Origin of the sequence: Gluconobacter sp. Gdi (assembly GCF_014132155.1) — a bacterium.
In the GTDB taxonomy this organism is placed as follows: domain Bacteria; phylum Pseudomonadota; class Alphaproteobacteria; order Acetobacterales; family Acetobacteraceae; genus Gluconobacter.
The window spans coordinates 517323-539552 of sequence record NZ_BLJQ01000002.1 but is presented as its reverse complement, the minus strand read 5'-3'; the positions used below and the strand labels follow the sequence as shown (position 1 = coordinate 539552).

Here is a 22230-nt window from a genome sequence, read left to right as displayed (position 1 = left end):
ACCCGTGGCCGCTCCCGGACAGTTCGGCGTCAATGGTGTGCAGGCTGAACGGCACTGGCCGCCGCTGACGCTCGCCGAGGCGAAACGTGTTCTGGCGTTTTTTCCCAACTCGGCCGCTCCAGAAACTGTTCTGTGGCATGGACAACGCCCGTTCTCCGCGACAGCCCTGACCCGCCTTACCGACGGCACGGTGCTTTTTCTAAAGCGTCATGATCCACGCTTGCGCGATCAGAACGCCCTGACGGAAGAACATGACTTCATGGCACACCTTGTGCGTCATCACCTACCCGTGACCTCACCGCTCAAAACGCAGAATGGACATTCGGCGCTGACGGATCATGGCTGGGTTTACGAGGTCTTTCCTCCCTTACCCGGTCTGGACCTTTATCGAGACGTTCAGTCCTGGGAGCCGTTTCTCAGTTCCAAACAAGCACACACGGCAGGAAGTGCACTCGCTCGTCTGCATCTTGCGGCAACAGATTATACAGCTCCCGCCCGGCCTGATCGGCTTTTGCTGTCCAGCTTCAATGCCATTACCTACCCGGATCTTGAGACTGGCCTTCGCGTCTGGAGCGCGTCTCAACCGGACCTCAATGCAACGTTAAATCCCCAATCCTGGCAGCAGATCCTGAGTGTTCTCGAACCTTTCCATGCAAAGCTTCGACCCCTCCTGATGGATATTGTCCCCTGCTGGGGACACGGCGATTGGCATCCATCCAACCAGTTCTGGACTTCGGATACTCCAGATGCCGAAATTTGCGGGATCTTTGATTTTGGTATGTCTGATCGCACCTGCGCCGCTTACGATCTTGCAGTTGCCATTGAACGCACTGCCATCTCATGGCTCTCAACCGATTATCGCGTCTCATCGGACCAGCTAACCGCACTTCTGAGGGGCTATCAGAATATCCGCCCTCTCACACCCCAGGAATGCAAACTGGTCGTTACGTTTCTACCGCTTGTTCATGTCGAATTCGCATTGTCTGAGGTCGCATATTACAGCGCGCTGCTTCGCGATGAGGCATCCGCACACGTTGCCTATGCGGACTATCTTCTGGGCCATGCACACTGGTTTGCAGGCCATGAAGGACAACACCTTCTGAACTGGCTCCGTAAAACTCTGAACGGCACTGCGGTATGTCCCTGACAGAACTCATCGCGGCCCTGCTCAGCGCCATGGGCGTGTGGTTGACAGCACGCCGCAACATGGCCTGTTGGCCATTCTCTCTTCTTGCCGCGCTCTTATATGGATGGGTATTTTTCAAAGCTCATCTTTACGCTGATGCCTGTCTTCAGGCTGTATTCTGTGGCTGTCTGATTTATGGCTGGTGGTGCTGGATAAGAGACGGCGCTCAGGGTGATGACACCCTGCATATTCGGCCGCTTTCAGGGCGCGGGCTTCTCTTCGGTCTACTGAGCGGCGCACTAGGCGGCGGATTGTGGGCTTTCTGTCTGGCGCGTTTTACAGATGACCCCACCCCTATGGCTGATGCTTTCCTGAGTAGTTACAGTCTGGTCGCGCAGATCTGGGCCGCGCGACGCCATACGATCAGTTGGGCCTGCTGGATCGTGATCGATACAGCTTATGTTGCCATGTTCATCAATCGCACCCTTTATCCAACGGCTGCACTTTACGCGATATTTGTGGGTCTGGCGGTGCATGGACTGTTCAAATGGCAAAGAGCGTCTCAAGAATAACGGGAAAGCAGAGTGTGCTTTCCCGCCATATGAGGAACAGTCTCTCAACCGAAACGCATTTCCCTCAATACGCTACGCTGACTTCTCCCAGGAACATACGCCCTGCGGATGGCGTTGAACGGTTTGAGAAAAGACTCTGATAGTTCAATCTGTTGGCCAGATTGTAACCATTCATAGAGATTTTCCAATGCTGATTAAAGCGATGGGAAATCATGGCACTGAAGTCCAGGTTGGCGGGTGCACGCAGCGTATTGGCCGCATTCAACCAGACATGCTCACGCCAGGTCAGTCCACCACCCATCGTCAGGTTATAGGGTTTATCCGGGAAGGCACTATATGCGGACCAGAGTGTTGCCTGATTGTGTGGCACATACTGAACATTCTTGCCGCGGTTCGCCTTGGTCGCAGAAGACGTCGTGCTGCTATCATAAAGGGCATAGGTCGCTGACACGTTCCAGCCCGGCAGAATGACACCCCCGACAGACAGTTCCAGTCCCTGATTGCGCTGCCGATCAGAAGACCCCTGAATTTCACCGGTCACCGGATCAGCATTCAGTGCATTGCCCTTGTCCAGACGGAACAGTGAGGCGGTCAGCCCCAGGCGGTCATGGAGAATGCTGTACTTGGCCCCAAGCTCATAAAGCTGAGCCTTCTCCGGGCTGGCAAAAGAATTGGTTCCCGGACGAATGGGGACAGACCCATTGGTGACGTACATTCCCATCGGGGTCGTAGAATTGGCCCAGGTGAAATAATAAGTCTGATGTTCGTCCGGCGTTACGACAAGGCTGGCGTTCGGATTGAAGACGCCTGTAACATCATGAAAATGCTGATCGGGGTTCTTCGCAACATTGCCTCCCGTCAGATTATAGCTTGTCTGCCAGCGATCCCAGCGGAAACCACCTTTCACAGAGAGCCACTTGGTGAACCAGATCTGATCGAACAGGAACAGACCGGTGTCGAACCCGTAACCATTGCTGTGAGACTTCGCGCCCAGGGAACCCAGAGACACCAGACCACCCGGATTCATGTCCCCTGGTACGAGATCCAGATTTCCCACGTGCGGGTTTGGATTAACAAGGTTCGCATAAGGTTTTGGCTTCAGATACGTCGACTGGGAGCGAACATCATTAACGCGCTCCACATCAAACCCGGCAACCAGTTGATGCTTGAGAAAGCTCGTATGGAAATCAGCCACCATTGAGCCGACATTCTGCACAGACCAGCTTGTTTGCTCATAAGGTAACGGTGCCATGTACGTTCCGGCGCCCGTGCCCGCGCCTGCACCAACAGGCCCGGAACGCGCAACAAGTGCTTTTGAGGCATCGCCGTTGAAGTAATTATTCACACAGGTGGTATCGCAGGTCGCTTTTGAGGCTGCAAAAGACCGGTAATATTCACCACCACGCAAATCGTCATAGAACGTGACATGCTTGTTCAGCTTGAAGCTGAAACGTGCTGTTTCCATGTTGGAGTTGGTGGCATTCTGGTCGTTATCCGTTCCGTACCAGTTCGTCCGACGGATACCGTATTCCGTAATAGGCTGCCCGTACTTTGCGCCCGGCTTGGTAACGACCGGGACACCGAAATCAGGAACGGAGTTCTCCTGCTGGTGCATGTACTGCAGAATAAGTGTTGTTCTCTTTCCGATCCCAAATGCAAGCGATGGAGCAACACCCCAGCGATGGGAGAAGATATAATCTCGTCCTACAACATTATGCTCATCGCCCATGCCCGTAATCCGGAAGGCTGTAGAGTCATTGATTTTCTGGTTCACATCCAGCGTGCCGCGATAATAACTGCCTGATCCGCCCGAAAAATCAGCCGCATAATGGTTCTTCAAACCCGGGGTTTTAGTCACCATGTTGATGGCGCCCCCCGTCGTACCATTCCCGAAAACTTCGGAAGACGGCCCTTTGATGACAGACACATTTTCGAAATTGAATGAATCGCGGGAATACACACCGAAGTCCCGCAGGCCATCTTCATAAATATCATTCTGGGCCTGAAATCCGCGGATCAGGAACTGATCCCCGTTCATACCACCAGCGCCCTCACCGATGGACGTTGTCACCCCCGGCACATTCCTCAGAGCTTCATCGAGAGATTTGACATTCTGCTGCTGCATCAGGGCCTGCGGCACAACATTGATGTTCTGCGGTGTATGCATGACATCCTGCGGCATCCGGGAGAGCCCGAGGGACTGATGCATGGTGTTAAACCCATGCCCCTGAACCGTCAGATGTTCGACATCAGATCCTTCGATATCAGTTGGATCTTCAAAATGCCGCGTTGGTGACTCGGGTTTACGCTCTGGCTTTTTTTCATGCTTCACAGGGTCGGCAGCATACCCTTGGGAAGACATCAGGAGCGTACCGGCAACTGAAAGAGACGTAATGTGTGTGCGCAGCGAGCCTGTCACCGGAACCTCTTCATTCAGACAAGTTATTTTACATTCGGGAATCCCTATATTGGTAATGAGAAACATTCTCAATAGGGTTTTGATAAAGTGTGTCTGTTTTCCGACAAACTCGGTCATGCGAGGACACAGGCAGGCCCCGTTCCCATGAGCGAAAAAAAAGCCCCGCACCTGAAAACAGGGCGGGGCTTTCTAAAACAGTCGTCGAAGAAACAGATCAGTTCGGCGTTTCATCGTCCGGCGCGAGCGGCTGAACATGCGTCACTTTGCCATACCGATCATAGTAGATCACGGCATCACCACGACGTTCGGCATAACCATCGGGCTGGCCGTCACGGGTGCGGAAAAGCAGCCGAAACGCATCCGGCTGTTCAACCACCTTGTCCCCTGGCGGGCGATACTTGAAGCGACTGAAGTCAGCATGGCTCCGGGGAAGAGAGGAGCTATGATACAGTTCGTGCATGCTCGGCTTCTTGGGCCCGTCACCCTCGGCATCCTGCGCGACAGCCGTGCCCGTCAGGGCTAGAACGGCCAAAGTGGTAGTCAGGATCCTGCGCATGATGCTCTCCGGTCAGTGCGTTGCGGCAGGCACTGTAGGCGAAACCGTCTTCTGGCTCCAGCCACCGCCAAGCGCCCGGTAAAGCGTGACGAGATTCTGGAACCGGGCCGCCTGAACCAGAATGGCATTCTGCTGAGCCTGATAAAGCGTTCTCTGCTGCTCAAGCGTCGTCAGATAACTATCGATCCCGGCATCATACCGCATCTTCGCCAGGTCATAGGCCTTCTGTGACTGATCAACGAGCGACTGCATGTGGCGGTCCTGAGACAGATACGTCTCACGGGCCGTCAACGCATCCGACACTTCCCGGAAAGCCGTCTGCACAGTCTTTTCATACTGTGCCGCATATTGAAGCTTCTGCGCCTTCGCCATCAACAGATTGCCTTCACTCTGGCCCCAGGTGAAAATCGGTAAACTGATAGACGGTGAAACAGTCCATGTCTCCGCACCAGGCGTGAACAGCTTGCGAAACTGGAGCGAGCTTGTGCCTTCGGAAGCCGTCAGTGTCACTTTCGGGAAGAATGCGGCGCGTGCGGCACCAATATTCGCGTTGGCACCGATCAGAGTATGTTCGGCAGCCACGATGTCAGGCCGCTGTGCGAGCAGATCCGAAGGCAGACCTTCCGGGAGGTTCGCGATCATGGTCTGCGCACCGAACGGCGCCGGTGGCGGCAGATCGGCGGGCAGAGGCGTTCCGACCAGCAACTGAAGCGCATGCTCGTCATCCGCTACGGCGCGGGCATACTGCGCTTCATTGGCGGAAGCCTGCTCAACCTGGGTTTTGACCTGCGCAAGCGTGAGCGCATCCGTTTCGCCATTGTCATACGACAACTGCGTCAAACGCAGGGTCTCTCCCTGCGACTTCAGCGTCCCGCGTGTGACACGAAGCTGTTCCCTGTCAGCCAGCCATTGAATGTAGGTTGTCCCCACCTGTGACACGGTGGTGAGCAGAACATTCCGGGCATTCTCCACACTGTTGAGAACGGTTTCAGCCTGCTGCCTCGTCAGATTGCGAATACGCCCCCAGAGATCCACCTCATAAGACGAAAATCCGATGGACGTCTGATACAGGCGCAAGGTGGAAACAGAGGTGCCCAAGCCTGGTGCAAACGAGAAGCCCGCCGTATCAGACGGCGCCATGAACATCCCCTGCCCCCCAGCAGAAATAATGGGGAACAGGGATGCGTTCTGAATTTCATACTGCCCACGCGCAACCGTGACAGCCGCTGCCTGCGCTGCCAGATCACGATTGTTCTTCAGAGCCAGCTGAACGAGCGCCTTCAACCGCGGGTCGGTATAAAAATCCTCCCACCCGAGATTGGCAACGCTGCTGACTGCAGGTGCATTTTTTGCACCTGTGTCGGCAGGATAACCATTCTGCACAGCCTGCGTTGGCTGGTGATATCTGGGAGCCATGTTGCAGCTGGAAAGCATCAACAGCGCGGCAAATCCAAGACGGGCCTTCATGCGCCGTGCTCCCCTTCAATGGCAGGTGTCGCCTTATTATCCAGATGGGCATAGGCATCCTTCCGGTCCCGGATCCGGACCACACGGAACAGACGCAGCACCACCACGAAGAATACCGGCACGAAGTAAATCGCAAGCAAGGTTGCAGAGAGCATGCCGCCCACCACGCAGGTGCCGATGGCCACACGTGCAGCAGAGCCTGCCCCCGTTGCGATCGCAAGCGGGAACACACCACAGACGAAGGCAATGGACGTCATGAGAATTGGCCTCAGACGTTCGCGCCCGGCTTCAATCACGGACTCTTCCAGAGATTGCCCTTCTTCGAAGAAAGCCTTGGCAAATTCCACAATCAGGATCGCGTTCTTCACAGACAGGCCCACTGTCGTCAGCAGACCAACCTGGAAGTAAACGTCGTTGGAAAGGCCACGTCCCAGCGTTGCAGCAATCGCTCCGAGCACACCCAGTGGCAGCACCAGAAGCACGGCAAACGGAATGGCCCAGCTTTCATAAAGCGCGGCAAGACAGAACATGATCACGATAGCGGCCAGAGCATAAAGCGGCCCCGTTGAACCACTGGACGCAAGCTGCTCGTAAGACAGACCCGTCCACTCATACCCAATGCCACGTGGCAGCTTGGCGAGGATCTTTTCCATCTCGCTCATAGCCTGACCGGAACTGGACCCAACCGCAGGCTGCCCCTGAATCTCGTAGGAGTTCATGCCGTTGTAGTCTTCGACCTTCTGGGGGCCGCTTTCCCACGTCCCGGACGCAAAGGCATTGAACGGAACCATCGTGCCCGTCGTATTGCGGACGTACCATCGGTTCAGATCTTCCGGCGTCATACGTGCCCAGGGTTCACCCTGGATATAGACCTGCTTCACACGGTCATCGCGCATGAACTGATTGACGTAGATGGAGCCAAGAGCACCTTCCAGCGTCGTGTTGATGTCAGCGTTGGTCAGACCAAGTGCATTCGCACGTTCACGGTTGATGTCCAGCTTGAACTGCGGCGCATCTTCCATACCAAGCGGACGAACCGCCTGAAGCAGCGGATTTTTAGCTGCTTCCATCAGCACCTGATTACGCGCAGCCAGCAGTGCTGCGTGACCCAGATGTCCTGTGTCCTCAAGTTCCAGATCGAAACCGGTAGCATTACCCAGCTCCATCACGGCAGGAGGATTAACTGCGAAGATCTGCGCGTCCGGATCCATCCAGAAGTGCATCATGATTTCACGAGACACAGTCATCGTCGTATGGGCCGCACCGGGACGCTGATCCCAAGGCTTCATTCTAATGAAGAACGCACCCGCGGACTGGCCCTGTCCGGCGAAGCTGAAGCCGTTCATCGTGAAGACAGACTGAACGTAGTCCCCGTAATTTTTCAGGACGTAATCCGTAATCTTCTGATTGACGGCCGCCGTCTGCTCCTGCGTTGCGTTATTCCTCATCGTGACCTGGCCAAAGATGATCCCCTGATCTTCGTCAGGAAGGAAACCACCGGGCACACGAGTAAACAGGAACACCACACCCGCGGTCAGCAACAAAAACACGATCATGCTGACAACAGGAGCGCGGATCAGCCACTTCACTCCACCCAGATAACCATTGGTCAGGCGATCAAAATTGCGATTAAACCAGGCTGCCGGACCACGCTCATGTCCCTTATGGGTCGGTTTGAGCATGGACCCGCAGAGTGCCGGCGTCATGACCATAGCCACCAGAACAGACAACCACATGGCAGCAACAATGGTGATGGAGAACTGGCGATAAATCACACCGGTAGAGCCACCAAAGGCAGCCATCGGCAGGAACACGGCCGTCAGAACCAGCACGATACCAATTAGGGCGCCGGAAATTTCGTCCATGGACTGACGGGCTGCTTCCTTGGGAGACAGGCCCTCATCCGTCATCACACGCTCAACGTTTTCAACAACGACGATCGCATCGTCCACGAGCAGACCAACAGCCAGAACCATAGCCAGCATGGTCAGCGTGTTGATGCTGTATCCCATCACGGACAGGAGCCCGAACGTGCCCAGAAGAACAACCGGAACAGCAATCGTCGGGATTAGCGTGGCGCGGAAGTTCTGAAGGAAGATCAGCATCACGAAGAAGACGAGAATGATGGCAATAACCAGCGTCTCGATGACTTCCTTAATAGAAAGCGTGATAAACGGCTCGGTATCCAGCGGATAAACCAGCTTCAGACTATGAGGGAAATAACGCTGCAGGTCCGTCATCTTGGCGCGAACTGCGGCCTCTGTCTGAAGCTGGTTAGCACCCGGCGCCAGCTTCAGCGCCATCGCAGATGCAGGATGACCGTTATAGACGGAACCCAGAGCATAACTCTGTGCGCCCAGTTCAACACGGGCCACGTCGCTCAGGCGAACCTGACTGCCGTCTTGCTGGACCTTGAGCAGAATCTTGTTGAATTCTTCAGGCGAACTCAGACGCGTCGGGCCGATCACCGTCGCATCAAATCCGATACCCTTCTTTGCGGGAAGACCACCCAGTTCACCAGACGAAACCTGAATATTCTGTGCCTGAATGGCAGACTGCACATCCCCAACCGTCAACCCGTAATTATACAGCCGGGACGGATCCAGCCAGATTCGCATGGCATACTCAGAGCCAAACAGCGTGTGGTCACCCACGCCTGACACACGCGACAGTGGATCAGAAATGTTGGAAGCCACGTAATCTGCGATGTCTTGGCCAGACATGCTACCATCTTCGGAAATGAAGGCCAGAACCATCATGAAGTTCTTGGTGGCCTTCGTAACGCTCAAACCCTGAGCCGTCACTTCGGAAGGCAGACGCGGCTGCGCCAGCTGGAGCTTGTTCTGAACCTGAACCTGAGCAATGTCAGGATTGGTCCCCTGCTCGAACGTCAGATCAATCTCCATCTGGCCGCTCGCATAGGACGAAGCAGACAGATACTCGAGATGATCCAGACCATACATCTGCTGCAGGATCGGACGGACGACCGTATTGTTCACGGTTTCCGCCGAAGCACCCGGATACATGACGGAAATGGCGATCTGCGGCGGTGCGATGCTGGGATACTGGGCAATCGGCATGCGGGTAATGGCAACGCCACCAACCAGCATGATGATCAGTCCGATCACCCAGGCAAAGATCGGCCGATCAATGAAAAAGCGTGAGAGCGTCATGTGCTGTTACTCAGCCTTTCCCGCGGGAACGTCTTGAGGTGCGACCTTTGCCCCCGGCTGAACCTTCTGCAGACCGTTCACGATGATCTTGTCGCCAGCCTTGACGCCGCCCGTCACCAGCCAGTCCTTTCCAACCGTCCGGGACGTCTGGATAGAGCGCTGCTGCACCTTGTTTTCTGCATCAACAATCATCACAAAGGGGTTGCCCTTAGAATCACGCTGGACAGCCACCTGCGGCACCAGAATGCCGTTCGGATCGATACCTTCACGGATATGGGCATGCACAAACATTCCCGGCAAAAGCAGATGATCCGGGTTCGGGAAAACAGCTCGCATGACAAGCGTTCCCGTTGCAGGATCGACCGTGACTTCCGAAAGCTGGAGCTTGCCGCGCTGCGGGTAGTCTGAATCATCTTCAAGCTTGAGGCCAACAGCAGCGGCATCATCGCCTTTACGCTCGACCTGCCCCGTTGCCAGTTCATGCTTGAGACGCAGCATGTCCGAAGCTGCCAAATTGACGTCCACATAGATCGGATCAAGCCGTGTCACGACTGCGATCGGCTGTGTCTGCCCTGCCGTGAGCAGCGCCCCCGGCGTGTAAAGCGTACGGCCGATACGGCCATCAATCGGGGCGCGGACATGGGTGTAATTGAGATTGACTTCAGCAGCCTCAAGATTGGCCTTCGCCTGAGCAACCTGCGCTTCAGCTTCGCGGGCCGTTGCAAGCGTGTTGTCATAGTCCTGTGAGCTGACAGCATGCGCCTTGACCAGCGGCGCATAACGGCGAAGCTGACCAGCCGCGCGCGTGGCAACGGCCTGAGCATTCATAAGCTGAGCCTTAGCCTGGTCATAAGCAGCCTGATACGGCGCAATATAAACCTGGAACAGCTGCTGCCCTTTTTTGACGTCCGCACCCTGCTCAAAGTCACGCGAGACAATCACACCATTCACCTGCGGCCGGATCTGCGCCTGTTCATAGGCATCCGTTCGGCCGGGAAGAGACGTCTCCAGCGTAACCGGCTGGGTTTGCAGCGTCATGACGCCAACAGGCTGTGGCGGCAATTGCGGAGCGGCAGCTTTCTTCTGACAGCCAGCAACCAAGAAAGGCATGGCTGCCAGCAAAGGGATCATTGTTTTGGCCTGACGGCGCATCTGACCTTTCTCCAAGACGACAGTCGCGGACGACATCCAAAATGTTTTCTGAAAAGAAGGCATGATACAGCCGCTATCCTGTGATACAGAAACCACGCAGTTTCCAGTTGTTCCGGAAACAAGCCGGTTTCTTTGATGAACGTCAATTCGGCCGGTACGAATAATCCCGGAGTTGATCTTGAACAGTCCCACTTCCGCCCTACCCGATACCCGCAAGCTGCGGTGCTGCGATCATAACGGTTCAGTGGATGACGTAGAGCGCAAGACGCGGATCCTGAATGCTGCAAGTTCAATGCTCACGACTCATGGCTATCATGCAGCGTCCATGGACAGCATTGCTACGTGCTCCGGGATGTCCAAAAAGACGCTCTACCAGTTTTTCGAGTCTAAAAAATCTCTTTTCGAGACCCTTATTATCGAACGGCTTTTCGCCCCGATCCCTTACACTCCGGTTGAAACAGATCCGCTGCCCCAACAGCTCCAGATGATGATGATGCTTATCGCAGAGCAGCTTTTCGACGAAGAGCGGCTTGGTCTGCTGAAATCCATTATCACGGAAACCACGCGCAATCCTGCCGTACGTCAAATCGTCACAGATCTGTTTCATCTCTCTGGTCGCGCCCTGCCGGTTCAACAGTGGCTGACCAAGCAGGTCCAGGCAGGCCACCTTGATATCGAGAACATCGAAGAGGCCGCTGACCTACTTTTCAGTATGACCCTTGGCGGCCCGCTGCTCGCGCATCTGACCCACTGCAAGCCCCCCAAGGAAGGCGAAAATCTGGCCCATTTTATGGCGTATGGCATCCAGACTTTTCTCAAGGCCCATAGCACCTGACTGCCTTACCCACCTGCGGGCAGACCTGCCGGATTTTCTCCAACAAGAAGATTGAAGACCCCTGCGGACGATGAGTGCTCCATTGAAGAACCATACTGCTTTTTCAACATAGTAAGTGTGGCACCATCATGAGCTCTTGAGGCATCACCAGCCAGTTCGAGAACCAAGGCTTCCAGCTCTGCTGACAGAGTTGAAGCATCTTTTCGCGCTGCCCATGCTGCATCGAGGGCAGGCTTCAGAGCAGACACTGCACCAGCCCAGTCCTTCGCCTGCTCCATCAGTTTCGCACGCATTTTCAAAGCCTGAACCTCTGTCCGGCCTGTGAGGTAACGTTCCGCTTTAGGCAGATCGTGTTGGGCCTGCGCAATTTCGGCGCGAAGCAAAGTCACATCCAATGCTTCCAGCTGCCCTCCCGGAAGCGCAGAAACATCTTCTGGCTTTTCCGCTGGTAAATCATGGAGTGCCGCGCTCAGATCACCTGCATCAAAATCCAGACGAACAAGCTTCAGCATAGTGTCCTGATGTTCCGCCCCCTGCTGGTTCTGCAGAAGACGACGCAAGACCATTCGTTGAGCTGCCGGCAGACCTAGCACAGCATAACGACGGTCCAGAGCTTTCAGAAAATAGGTTTGCAATGTCGGATCATTCGGCGTGATCGTCAGTGCTGATTTCAACAGCTCAACTTCGGCGAGAGCACCAGGCATTTCGATATTTTTCTGTTCCGCAAGCCCTCGGGCAATGACGATCATCCTGTCATGCCCAGGAAAATCCTCTTTCCCATAGACAGCCTGCCCGTCTTGCACGCCCTGTTGAGCGGCGCGCCATTCTTTCCCTTTAATGAAAGCATCAATACTCAGCAGGCGTGCCTCACGCTCCCTTCCTGCCATTCGAAAAGCAGGCATAAGAGCATCCACACGCTCACCTACTGCTTTTGCGGGCAATCCGCCTGTTTCAAGATCCAGCTTCAAAACGGCCTCGCGTGCAACAGGCCATATCAGGGGAGCAGGATCATGAGCGAGCTTTTCAAGCTGCCCTCTTGCATCCAACGCACGAATGTCCGTTGCCACCAAGGCGCGTGCAAGGGCAGTTTCAGGCCCCAAAGGCAGAGACGATAGAACGCCCCGATCTTTTGCCGTGCCGTATCGCGCGACCCACTCTGCCCCCGCTGGTAACAGGCGGTGCCGCAAAGGCTGAGAATAAGCCGAGACCGATGGCAAACCTGCCGCAATCAAGCTTGCTATACGGGTTCTCTGCGCATTGACATCACGCCCGTCTCCCACAAGGGGAAACTGCGCACGCACCATGCCTCGCCAGAACTGATCTTCCGGCGCCGCCCCTTCTTCTTCCGTTAAGAGAGACTGATCAGCGCGACCGTTGAGCACCGCCGCAATCTGTTTCAGTCTTCGTACATCCTTACGCGCACCCCCTTCAGGTTGATCTTCCAGTGCTGCCTGCAAAACCTGAGAAACCAATGCACCATTCGCCAATCTCGCCGCTGCCTGTGCCAGACGGACCCGCGCATCAAAGCGCTGTCCTGCTGACGCTGTTGCCGCCGCGATCCAGGCGCGATGAACACTGTCTCGCAGATTATCAGGCGCACTATCGGCCAACGATACCCCGGCATCCGAGGCCCCATAAGCGGCCAGCTTTCCGCCAGCGAGAAGCGGAGTATCACCTGGGCCAACTCGATCCAGAAAAAACTGCTTTCCGCTTTGCCTTAACTCGATTGCATCATCATCAGCCGCGATAACCAGCCCCGTCAGGCTAGGGCGAACCTCAAAACCCGCTCCACGCCGGATCAAGTCACCGGATATAGATCCTGACCGTGAAAGACCGAGCAAAAGTCGCCGACCGGAATCTGGATCCCGGAACGTGACAACGGCCAAAGCCCCATCCGTCCGAGGTGGCATGAAAGTTAAGGCACCGCCATCTTGGCCCAATAACATAGCGTCTGTTGGTGAGGCCGGCTGTTGTGCGAGAGAGACCGTCCATCCATGCCCGGCAGGCCTGACTGATGGAATGGCTCCTTCAGGGCACAGGATGCTAACAGCCGTCACATCCGCCATAACACGAGCAGATACAGCCTCGAATGGCGTATCATTTGTGAGCCCTGCAGTGTCTATAACATGGCGCCCGGCAGCGACGATCAGGAGACGCCGACCATTCTGAAAGGCAGCAACCGGCGTCATCTCACCCAAAGGTAGCCATAAGCCAGTTGCGGTTGGGGCAACATCCTCTTTAGCCTGTATAACAGGCTGCACACCGACGTTCGCGCGTTCTACCGCCGCCCTCGCCTTCTCCTTCTTTGACAAAAGGGGGGAAGGATCATTTAGAAATGACCAGCCTGATGGAAGAAGCGCACTCCCCGTAGACGGCAAAGCTGATGCGCTTTCTGACAGCATAAACACTATCAACACACACAGGCATCTACGCCCCAGCATTACCCGTTATCCCCAACACGCATCCCAGGATGCGCATGAGCATTTGCGAGCATCTGTGTTGCCAGAATAGCCCTTTGTGGAGACATGGCTTCCATGATCGCTGAAGCTTTCCGCGGGCTCATACGGTTCAGAAGGCCCACGCCAACCCGCAAATCAAGAATATTGAAAATAGCGGCCGCATCGACGGGCTTCATCGCCTCATAAATCCTGACCAGTCTTTCCGCATCCTGGTTCAGAAGTTCGTCCGAATGTCGGGCTGTCTCTTCAAACTGCGAACGGGATGTCTGGAGTGCAGTCATCCGACGTTGCAGCTCTTCTTCTGCCGCATCCACCAGACGTTGCCGATCTTCCAACGCGGCGGCCTTGCGATCCAGCTCCTGCTGCCGTGCAGCCAGCTCTGCTTTCAGCCCAGGATCAGGCGTTATCGGCGCCATTTCATTTGCCGACTGAAGCGCTCCCTGACATCCCCCTGCCTTGCAAAGATCTGGAGAGGCAAGCTTCTGCTGAGCAGGTTTCCCATCCTGCGCCTCAGACGACTTGCTTGCAGTTCCTTCAGCATCAGCGTTCGGTGAGGCTTGTGAGGTGGTCGGCTGCGCCACGGCAGACGACATCAATGACGAATTGGTTGACGCATCAACATACCCAACCAGATCGTAAACTTTCGCGCCCAGCAAGATGATCATCAAACCACAGGCAATATGCAGCAAGCGGAAGAGCATGAGCGTTACACCTGCTTCTGACGAAGAGCACGCAACAGTTCCCGTTCTGCTGCAGTCTTACCGGATGGCGTTTTCAAAGTACTCGCCGCCGGCCATCGTCCTTCATCTGCCCTGACGCGCGCAGAGAAACGAGGGCTATCCATATCCGGCGCCTCTGCCTCTCTGACAGTCGCGGTATTGGCAGGGCGGCCAATTGCCGCTGTTTTTTCCAAAATCTGAGCAACGGCTTCTGATCGTTCACAGAGTATCGTCAGCTCATGTTTGAGGCTCTTTCCGCTCTCCACCGTTTTGCCAAGCGAACGACCAACCATTTCAGTCGTCTGACGCAGATGGTCGATACCGGCTTGAGCCTGCTGACTACTACTATGCAAACTCGCAATCAGGGCATCCAGCTCTCCCCGGTTTCGACGGATGACCGATAGCGCTCGGCCAAGATAGAGGCTGTAGAAAATCGTAATCAGCAGCAGAGCTGACAGAGCAACTTCAAGTACGATCTGGAACCTGTCCATGGAGAGTGCTCCGCCTTTTCAGCTGTACGCAGAAGGGCGATCACCGGCCCCTCCGCCAATAAGATTTTCTTCAATACGAACCGCGACATGACCCTGCTTCTTGCCAACCCGCCCCCGAAAGACCGTCTTTCCGCCGCAGCGCAGTTGAACGAGAGCCGTAGGATCACGGCGCAACACCAGCATCTCGCCCGGCGAAAGAGCCATGATGTCCTGCAAATTCATGCTCTGCTCTTCCAGAACGGCGTCGAGCGAGACGTCCGTATTCCAGAGCTCTTGGGCAAGGTGACTTTCCCAGATGCCGTCATGGCCAAATTTTTCGCCCATGAACTGCTGCAGCAGGATTTCCCGAACAGGCTCCAGCGTTGCATGCGGCAGAATGAGATCCACATCCCCACCGCGGCCATCCATGTCGATGCCAAATCGCGCCAACACGACGCCATTTGCCGCCCGGGAAATAGTCGCAAAGCGGGAATTCAGTTCCAGCCGTTCAAAACGAAAATTCACAGCACACAAAGGGCTGAAACTCATGGAGAGATCCGAGAGGATCACACGGATCAGAGGCTCGACCAGCGCGCGCTCGATCGCCGTATGATGTCGGCCTTCTGCCCGCCTCTCCCCATCGCCATGAGGACGAACACGATCACGCCCTCCCAGCAATGCATCAATGACACTGTAAACAAGGGACGAACTAAGAACGAGAATCCCGTAATTGTCCCATTCCTCCGCCTTGAAGACGGCGAACATGGACTGCCCGGAAACATTCTCCAGATAATCTCCAAACCTCTGGGAAGCCAGGCGATCCATTGAGACTTCAACGTTATCGCTGGTGAAGTTCCTTAGGCTGGTCGTGAGAATCCGGACGAGACGGTCAAAAACCACCTCAAGCATAGGGAGCCGCTCGTAAGAGACGAACGACGTGCTCAGCAGTTTTTCCAGACCACTTCCTTCGCCGCCACCGCTCACGTTGGCGTCGCTCCCGAAGAGGCTATCAATCTCGTCCTGGTTCAGAATCCGGTCTGCACCCTCATCCTCTGAAAAACTGAGATCATCCATAGAAAGGGCAAACCGCGGCATCGGCGCATCGTTTACACCGCCGTCCGACATCGGGGCGGCTTCTGCCTTCTGTGCGTCTGGCATCACTGCACCAGAACTTCCACAAAGAAGAGATCCCGCACGACGAGCGGCGCAAGAATGTTAGAAATCTGCGCCAGCATGGTTTCCCGCAGACGATAGATTCCCGCTCCGGTCAGTTCGTCCGGGCGCATCCCATGCAAGCAGGTCTGGAAGGCATCCTGTATCTGGGGCATGAGCGACCCGATTTTCGCCGTATCTTTGCTGTCTTCAACCTGAAGGCGCGCACTGATCCGGACATAACGCGCCCTGCCATCTCCGGTATCGAGGTTGGACACCAGCGTCGGGATGGTAATGAGTGTCAGGGATATCGGCTGGGACGCCGCTTTTACGGGACGGGACGCAGGATGTTGGAAATGCCGCCAAGCGAATACGCCGCCTCCAGCCAGCAGAGCACAGAGCACTGCTGCGATCAGGATAATCCTGCGTTTTCCGCCAGCTTTCGCCGGGATCTCAAGTTCCGGAGTCTCCGTCGTCACTGTCTGTCTGCCTTCTCTTTCGGACAGACGGCATCATTCGAGAAAAAGATTAACATCGGGTTTATGCCGAGCAGGCAACGGTCCGTTTTCCTGTACGCTGGAAGCCTTTTCCTGACAGGACTCCTGCTCGCTGGATGCGCCTCTCAACCCTCTCCCTACAATCGGTATTACGCGGCAAACGGCGCTTACAAAGCACCGGGCACAGCCAGTGATCCCTGGGGTCCATACATTCAACAGGCGGCCAATCGCTTCTCGATTCCCGAAGCGTGGATCAGAGCGGTCATTCACCAGGAATCCGGGGGGCACCAGTATCTGAACGGCCAGCCCATCACGTCCAGCGCCGGGGCCATGGGCCTGATGCAGCTCATGCCGCAGACCTATGCTGAAATGCAGGGCCGGTTTGGGTTGGGTTCTGATCCGTATGAACCGCATGACAACATCATGGCGGGAACCGGCTACATCAAAATACTGTCTCGCAAATACGGAGCTCCCGCATTTCTGGTGGCTTACAATGCTGGACCACAACGCCTTGAGGATTACCTCTACCAAGGGCGGGCACTCCCCAACGAAACTGTCAATTACATTGCAAGTATCACGCCGCATCTGGGCACACAGATCGCTATGACAGGCCCATTGGCAGCCTACGCGTCGTCACAGCAACTGAACGCATCTCCTATGGAGGTCGCAGAAGCACCTGATAGCAGCACACAACTGGCCATGGCTCAGCCTTCCAGACAGTATGGTTCAACACAGCAGAGCGTTCAGCAGGCATGGTCCAGACGGCGCATTACGTCTGTCCCGTCAGATACAATGCCACCTGAACTGCCGCCTCTTGGCCCCTGTGACCCGGATGCCGCCTATGATCCAAGTATGGCCTGCACTCCCGTCTCTGTCCCCAACCGTCAACTTGCAGCACCGTCTGCAACTGTCGAACAATCGACGGTAGCCAGCACGCTCCTGCCTCCGGCTCCTGTCATTCCCACACCACCTCGAACACCTCGCGCCTCTCAGAGTCTGACACCCACAGCCGTCAGCTATCGCGCGCCAGGAACTTACGGAGACTGGGGCATTCAGGTCGGAGCTTTTGCGAATCCCGGACAGGCACGCTTTGCCGCGAACATGGCGCGACAGACGGCATTCTCTCCCCTTCAGGCATCGCAGACCCAGATTCAGCCCACAATGTCTCATGGAACGCGCTTCTATAGAGCCCGTCTTGCTGGTATCAGCCGGGCCGGGGCTGCCAGTGCCTGTAGCAGTCTGACAGCGCAGGGCATGGCCTGCATGGCCGTTCCACCTGGACATTAAATGTCTCAAAAGTCTGAATTTTCGTAAGGAAACTCAATGCTCGTTGGCAATGAGAGGACTTTGCCGTATGTTCCCATGCAGATTGGACATACCTGCCACGCATGAAGTGTAGGTGACCCCCGTCCAGACATTGATTCACCCCGCCGATCCCGGCCCTCAGGATGCGCAGATGACGACCAGCCCTGCTCACGATCACACTCCACCATCGGAAGATGTCATCAGCGAGGAAGGGTATCACAAGGATCTTGGTCGTCGACACGTTCAGATGATCGCCATCGGTGGCGCCATCGGAACCGGACTGTTCCTTGGTGCTGGCTCCCGCCTTCAGGTTGCCGGTCCTTCCCTTGCGCTGATCTATGCCGTTTGTGGCGTTTTCTCTTTCTTGATTCTCCGTGCCCTCGGAGAACTGGTCATGTACCGCCCGACCAGCGGCAGCTTCGTGACCTATGCCCGCGAATTTCTTGGCGAAAAAGCCGCTTATGCTGCGGGCTGGCTCTCATTCCTAAACTGGGCCATGACCGGCATTGTCGATATCACCGCCGTCGCCCTTTACATGCACTATTGGGCCGTTTTCGTGGACGTCCCCCAGTGGGTTTTTGCTCTTGGCGCTCTCAGCATCGTTGGCACGATGAACATGATCGGCGTCCGCTACTTCGGTGAGATGGAGTTCTGGTTTTCGCTCATCAAAGTTGTGGCTCTTGCCGCATTCCTCATCGCCGGAACGCTTATTCTCGGCAGCCGGATGCCCGTAGCCGGGCACACCACGGGCCTTCATCTGATCACAGAGAACGGTGGCCTGTTCCCGCATGGAATCATGCCAGTCTTTCTGCTGCTGCAGGGTGTGGTGTTTGCCTATTCCGCCATTGAACTGATTGGCACTGCCGCTGGCGAATGCCACGATGCGCGTGAAATTCTGCCGCGCGCTGTGAACAGCGTCATCTGGCGTATCGGTCTCTTCTATGTTGGCTCGGTTGTCCTGCTCGTCTGCCTGCTGCCATGGACAGCCTATCATGCTGGCGTCAGCCCGTTCGTGACGTTCTTTCAGGCACTTGGAATTCCGGGCGTTGGCACGATCATGAACATCGTTGTCCTGACTGCGGCACTGTCCAGCCTCAATTCAGGCCTGTACTCCACAGGTCGCGTACTGCGTGCCTTGTCCCTTGGTGGATCAGGCCCTCAGGTGCTTTCGAAGATGAACAAAAGCTCCGTACCTTATATGGGTATCCTGACGACGCTTTCTGTTTATCTGGTTGGCGTTGGCCTGAACTACCTGATCCCTTCCCGCGTGTTTGAAGTGGTTCTGAACTTCTCGGCCATCGGAATCATCAGCACGTGGGGTTTCATCCTGCTGTGCCAGCTTCGCCTGCGATCAGCCATTAATCGCGGCGAAATCGCTCCAACAACATTTGCCATGCCTGGTGCCCCCTATACCAACTGGGCAACACTGGGGTTTCTGGCATTCGTTCTTCTGATGATGGCTTTCGATTATCCGGATGGCACAATCACCATCGGCGCCATTCCGCTCATCGGCCTTATCCTCGTAGGCGGATGGCTCCTTCTGGCGCGCACCCGAAAAGCCCACTGAGATACTAATAAAAAAGCGCTCCTCATCGGGGCGCTTTTTTTATGAGCTCCGGTCGAAATCAGGAGTTCTCGACAGGCAGGGTGCCAACAGGCGGAAGCCACACAAGGCACGTCGTCCCGCGCCCCAGCGCACTGGCAACCCTGAGTCTTCCACCGTGTCGGTCGAGAATATGCCGAACGATAGACAAGCCAAGACCAGTGCCCTGTTTGGCCGGCTCTACCTTATCCACCACCCTATAAAACCGCTCTGTCAGCCTGGGGAGATGATGCGCTTCCATACCGCGCCCATTGTCTTCTACCCCAAGCAGTACGCCTCCCTCTTCAGGCCAGCGGTCATCCCGATCCGGGGCCCGTCGGGCGAACAGAGTCACAGTGAAGGGGCGACCTTCTTCCCGGCCATACCGCAGAGCATTTTCGATCAGGTTCAGAAGCACCTGAACCATCTCATCCTCATCAGCCCGGATCGTCAGGTCATCCTCAATGGCAAGATTCAGGGAGCATCCCGGCTCATCAAACCGGGGCGCCACTTCGCCAAGCACAATGGCCATCAGATCTGCGACCTCAACCAGATCACGGGGACGCTGATGTTCGTGAGCCTGCACGCGCGAGAGGTAAAGCAACCGATCAATCAGGCGTTTCAGCCGGGCAGATTGCTGAGTCATGATCTCCAGAAACTGCTGTCTCGTCCCTTCATTCATGCTGCTCCCCCCAGTTCGGAGGGCATCAATGAAGCCACTCAGAGACGCCAGAGGCGTACGAAGCTCATGACTGGCATGAGCTACGAAATCGACCCGCATCCTATCCAGAACCTGCGCTTCGCTACGATCCGAGAGCATGACAAGCACGCGTGTATGCCGGTCGTGCGGGGCAGAAATTCTTCTCAGTGAGAGATGAAGCGTACGAGGGACTGGAACGTCCAGCGTGAACGTGGTGGAACAGATCGAGGGCAAGCCATCCACATCATTGGGTGCAACGCGTAATGCGGCAGAGAGAGCCGAGCGTGCGGCAGGATGACGGAGGATAGCCCCTACACTATCCCCAAACTGGGTAAGTGCCTCCTCGTTGGCCTGAAGAACTGCCCCCAGCCGGTCCAGCAGAAGAACACTCCCGGGGAAGATCTCGATAGGAAGAATAGTCTCCGAAGCTGGCCCTGCGGCGGCCAGGGCTGAATGTTCGGTATGTGCAAGTAACGGCACAGAAGGACGCCGCAAAGCCAGAAATGCACATCCCCATCCGGCAACTGCCACGCCCATAAGAACAAGCCCTGCCCAGAGAGGCAGACCTTCATGGGAGACGGCTACCAGGCTTTCAGCCTTCAAAGCCCGTCCGTGACAGGACCGTCATCCAGTGCATAACCAGCGGCCCGGACAGTGCGCACCAGGTCCGGCTCGTTAGGACCATTGATTGCCTTGCGAAGTCGCCGGATATGCACGTCGATCGTGCGGATCTCGACATGGATATTTTGCCCCCAGATCCGCCGCAAAAGATCTTCCCGGGAAAAAACCTTCCGTGGATTACGGATTAGCAGATCCAGAAGACGGTATTCCGTTGGGCCGAGTGACAGCAGACGACCTGCCCGTTCAATCCGATGCGTTTCCGGGTCCAGCGTAATATCTGCAAAAGACAGCACATCGTATGAAGACTGATGTCGGCGCAGAAGGGCCCGCAGACGTGCATCCAGCGTATCGACGCTGCAAGGCTTGATCAGATAGTCATCCGCGCCTGTATCGAGCCCACGAATGGCATCCTGCTCGCCCGAACGAGCCGTTAGCAGCAGAACCGGAAGATCCCGCAGGGCCGGATTGCTGCGAATACGGCGACACAGATCAAGCCCCGACATCCCCGGGAGCATCCAGTCCAGTACGGCAGCATCTGGACGGGCCGTCTCAAGAAACAGGAGAGCCGTTTCAGCATCCGCGGCAGTTTCGACACGATAACCCCGCTGTTCGAGGTTATAGCGCATCATCAGAAGCAAAGCGGGATCATCCTCAACAACGAGAATGAGCCCCTTTGCCCTGATCTGGGTGCTTCCGCTCACCGGTCGGGCTGTTCAGCAGCGTTATCAGCAGTTGCAGGCGCGCCCCGCGGACGCACGGCCGGCAGGTTGTCTCCCGTCACGGCATAGAAGACGCGTTCAGCAATATTGGTGGCGTGATCACCAATCCGCTCAAGGTTTTTGGCAATGAACAGAAGCTCCGTGCAGGCACGGATGTTCCGTGGATCTTCCATCATGTAGGTCACGAGCTCACGGAACAACGCCGTGTAATACTCATCCACCGCGCGGTCTGCGTGCCAGACTTCCATGGCCCGGTTGGAATCCTGCTGCGTGATGGCGTCGATGGACCGGCGCAGATTGTCCTGCACCAGACGCCCCATGCTCCGCAGACCGGACAGCGAAATCTGCCCATCGGCCCCGCGAATACGGAGCGATCGACGCGCGATCGACGAGGCATAATCGCCGATACGTTCCAGATCGCCGGTAATTTTCAGCGCGGCAACGATCTCACGCAGATCACTAGCCATCGGGCTCCGCAGAGCCAGCAGACGAATGGCTAGGCTTTCGACGTCCCGCTCCAACTCGTCTACGTCCGGATCCTGACGGGCTGCAGCATCCGCAGCCTCCTCATTTCGATCCGCGATGGCAGAAAGCGCCAGGGCGACCTGATTCTCTACGATGCCCCCCATCTGGGACATCATGGACCGGAGCTGACCCAGCTCCTGCTCGTAGCTTTTAACGATATGAGATCTGTCAGCCATGGCGG

At 56.0% G+C, this 22230-nt stretch carries 18 protein-coding genes; 5 read left to right on the top strand and 13 right to left on the bottom strand.

The window, feature by feature from the left end; genetic code table 11:
• Nucleotides 1-4: 4 nt before the first annotated feature.
• Nucleotides 5-1147, top strand: a complete 1143-nt coding sequence (locus tag JN414_RS06325; protein WP_202207157.1) for a phosphotransferase enzyme family protein — start codon at nt 5-7, stop codon at nt 1145-1147.
• Complete coding sequence (gene pnuC, locus JN414_RS06320; protein WP_202207156.1) at nt 1138-1698, top strand: nicotinamide riboside transporter PnuC; 561 nt, start codon at nt 1138-1140, stop codon at nt 1696-1698. Before JN414_RS06325 ends, pnuC begins: the two co-directional genes overlap by 10 nt.
• Before the next feature lie 64 nt (nt 1699-1762).
• Here the strand turns inward: pnuC and JN414_RS06315 are convergent, their stop codons facing one another.
• The 5 genes from JN414_RS06315 to JN414_RS06295 all read right to left on the bottom strand — a co-directional run bounded on the left by JN414_RS06315 (nt 1763) and on the right by JN414_RS06295 (nt 10528).
• Entirely contained in the window at nt 1763-4117 is a 2355-nt protein-coding gene (locus JN414_RS06315; RefSeq protein ID WP_237389912.1) for a TonB-dependent siderophore receptor, read from the bottom strand.
• 214 nt (nt 4118-4331) lie between these two features.
• The gene (locus tag JN414_RS06310) at nt 4332-4673 is read right to left on the bottom strand and encodes a hypothetical protein (protein ID WP_202207155.1); all 342 of its coding nucleotides are present in this window, start codon (nt 4671-4673) and stop codon (nt 4332-4334) included.
• A gap of 12 nt (nt 4674-4685) precedes the next feature.
• A complete protein-coding gene (locus JN414_RS06305; RefSeq protein WP_202207154.1) occupies nt 4686-6140 on the bottom strand; it encodes an efflux transporter outer membrane subunit in 1455 nt (484 codons plus the stop codon).
• Nucleotides 6137-9313 (bottom strand): efflux RND transporter permease subunit, encoded by a 3177-nt coding sequence (locus JN414_RS06300; protein WP_202207153.1) that lies wholly within the window; start codon nt 9311-9313, stop codon nt 6137-6139. The genes JN414_RS06305 and JN414_RS06300 overlap by 4 nt, the downstream gene beginning before the upstream one ends.
• 6 nt (nt 9314-9319) lie before the next feature.
• Nucleotides 9320-10528, bottom strand: a complete 1209-nt coding sequence (locus JN414_RS06295) for an efflux RND transporter periplasmic adaptor subunit (RefSeq protein WP_202207152.1) — start codon at nt 10526-10528, stop codon at nt 9320-9322.
• Between the two features lie 115 nt (nt 10529-10643).
• Between JN414_RS06295 and JN414_RS06290 the strand changes: the two genes are divergently transcribed.
• The gene (locus JN414_RS06290; protein WP_237389911.1) at nt 10644-11300 is read left to right on the top strand and encodes a TetR/AcrR family transcriptional regulator; all 657 of its coding nucleotides are present in this window, start codon (nt 10644-10646) and stop codon (nt 11298-11300) included.
• A 5-nt stretch (nt 11301-11305) separates the two neighbouring features.
• On the opposite strand, the gene JN414_RS06285 is transcribed toward JN414_RS06290, so the two are convergent.
• Genes JN414_RS06285 through fliL form a run of 5 tightly spaced genes read right to left on the bottom strand, consistent with a single transcriptional unit; the run spans nt 11306 to nt 16579 of the window.
• The gene (locus tag JN414_RS06285) at nt 11306-13702 is read right to left on the bottom strand and encodes a hypothetical protein (protein WP_237389910.1); all 2397 of its coding nucleotides are present in this window, start codon (nt 13700-13702) and stop codon (nt 11306-11308) included.
• A 38-nt stretch (nt 13703-13740) separates the two neighbouring features.
• Nucleotides 13741-14460, bottom strand: a complete 720-nt coding sequence (locus tag JN414_RS06280; RefSeq protein ID WP_202207149.1) for a MotE family protein — start codon at nt 14458-14460, stop codon at nt 13741-13743.
• Nucleotides 14461-14465: 5 nt separating this feature from the next.
• The gene (locus tag JN414_RS06275; protein WP_202207148.1) at nt 14466-14969 is read right to left on the bottom strand and encodes a DUF6468 domain-containing protein; all 504 of its coding nucleotides are present in this window, start codon (nt 14967-14969) and stop codon (nt 14466-14468) included.
• An 18-nt stretch (nt 14970-14987) separates the two neighbouring features.
• Nucleotides 14988-16106, bottom strand: coding sequence for a flagellar motor switch protein FliM (gene fliM / locus JN414_RS06270; protein ID WP_237389909.1), 1119 nt, complete (start codon nt 16104-16106; stop codon nt 14988-14990).
• Complete coding sequence (gene fliL, locus JN414_RS06265) at nt 16106-16579, bottom strand: flagellar basal body-associated protein FliL (protein WP_202207147.1); 474 nt, start codon at nt 16577-16579, stop codon at nt 16106-16108. The genes fliM and fliL overlap by 1 nt, the downstream gene beginning before the upstream one ends.
• Before the next feature lie 63 nt (nt 16580-16642).
• Between fliL and JN414_RS06260 the strand changes: the two genes are divergently transcribed.
• Together JN414_RS06260 and JN414_RS06255 are read left to right on the top strand one after the other, a co-directional pair.
• A complete protein-coding gene (locus tag JN414_RS06260; protein WP_202207146.1) occupies nt 16643-17884 on the top strand; it encodes a lytic transglycosylase domain-containing protein in 1242 nt (413 codons plus the stop codon).
• Nucleotides 17885-18053: 169 nt separating this feature from the next.
• A complete protein-coding gene (locus JN414_RS06255; protein WP_202207145.1) occupies nt 18054-19469 on the top strand; it encodes an amino acid permease in 1416 nt (471 codons plus the stop codon).
• A 58-nt stretch (nt 19470-19527) separates the two neighbouring features.
• Here JN414_RS06255 and JN414_RS06250 read toward each other — a convergent pair whose 3' ends face one another.
• Genes JN414_RS06250 through phoU form a run of 3 tightly spaced genes read right to left on the bottom strand, consistent with a single transcriptional unit; the run spans nt 19528 to nt 22225 of the window.
• Entirely contained in the window at nt 19528-20787 is a 1260-nt protein-coding gene (locus JN414_RS06250; protein WP_202207144.1) for a cell wall metabolism sensor histidine kinase WalK, read from the bottom strand.
• On the bottom strand, nt 20784-21506 hold the full coding sequence (locus JN414_RS06245) for a response regulator (RefSeq protein ID WP_202207143.1): 723 nt from the start codon (nt 21504-21506) through the stop codon (nt 20784-20786). Before JN414_RS06245 ends, JN414_RS06250 begins: the two co-directional genes overlap by 4 nt.
• Nucleotides 21503-22225, bottom strand: coding sequence for a phosphate signaling complex protein PhoU (gene phoU / locus JN414_RS06240; protein WP_202207142.1), 723 nt, complete (start codon nt 22223-22225; stop codon nt 21503-21505). Before phoU ends, JN414_RS06245 begins: the two co-directional genes overlap by 4 nt.
• Nucleotides 22226-22230 lie beyond the last annotated feature (5 nt).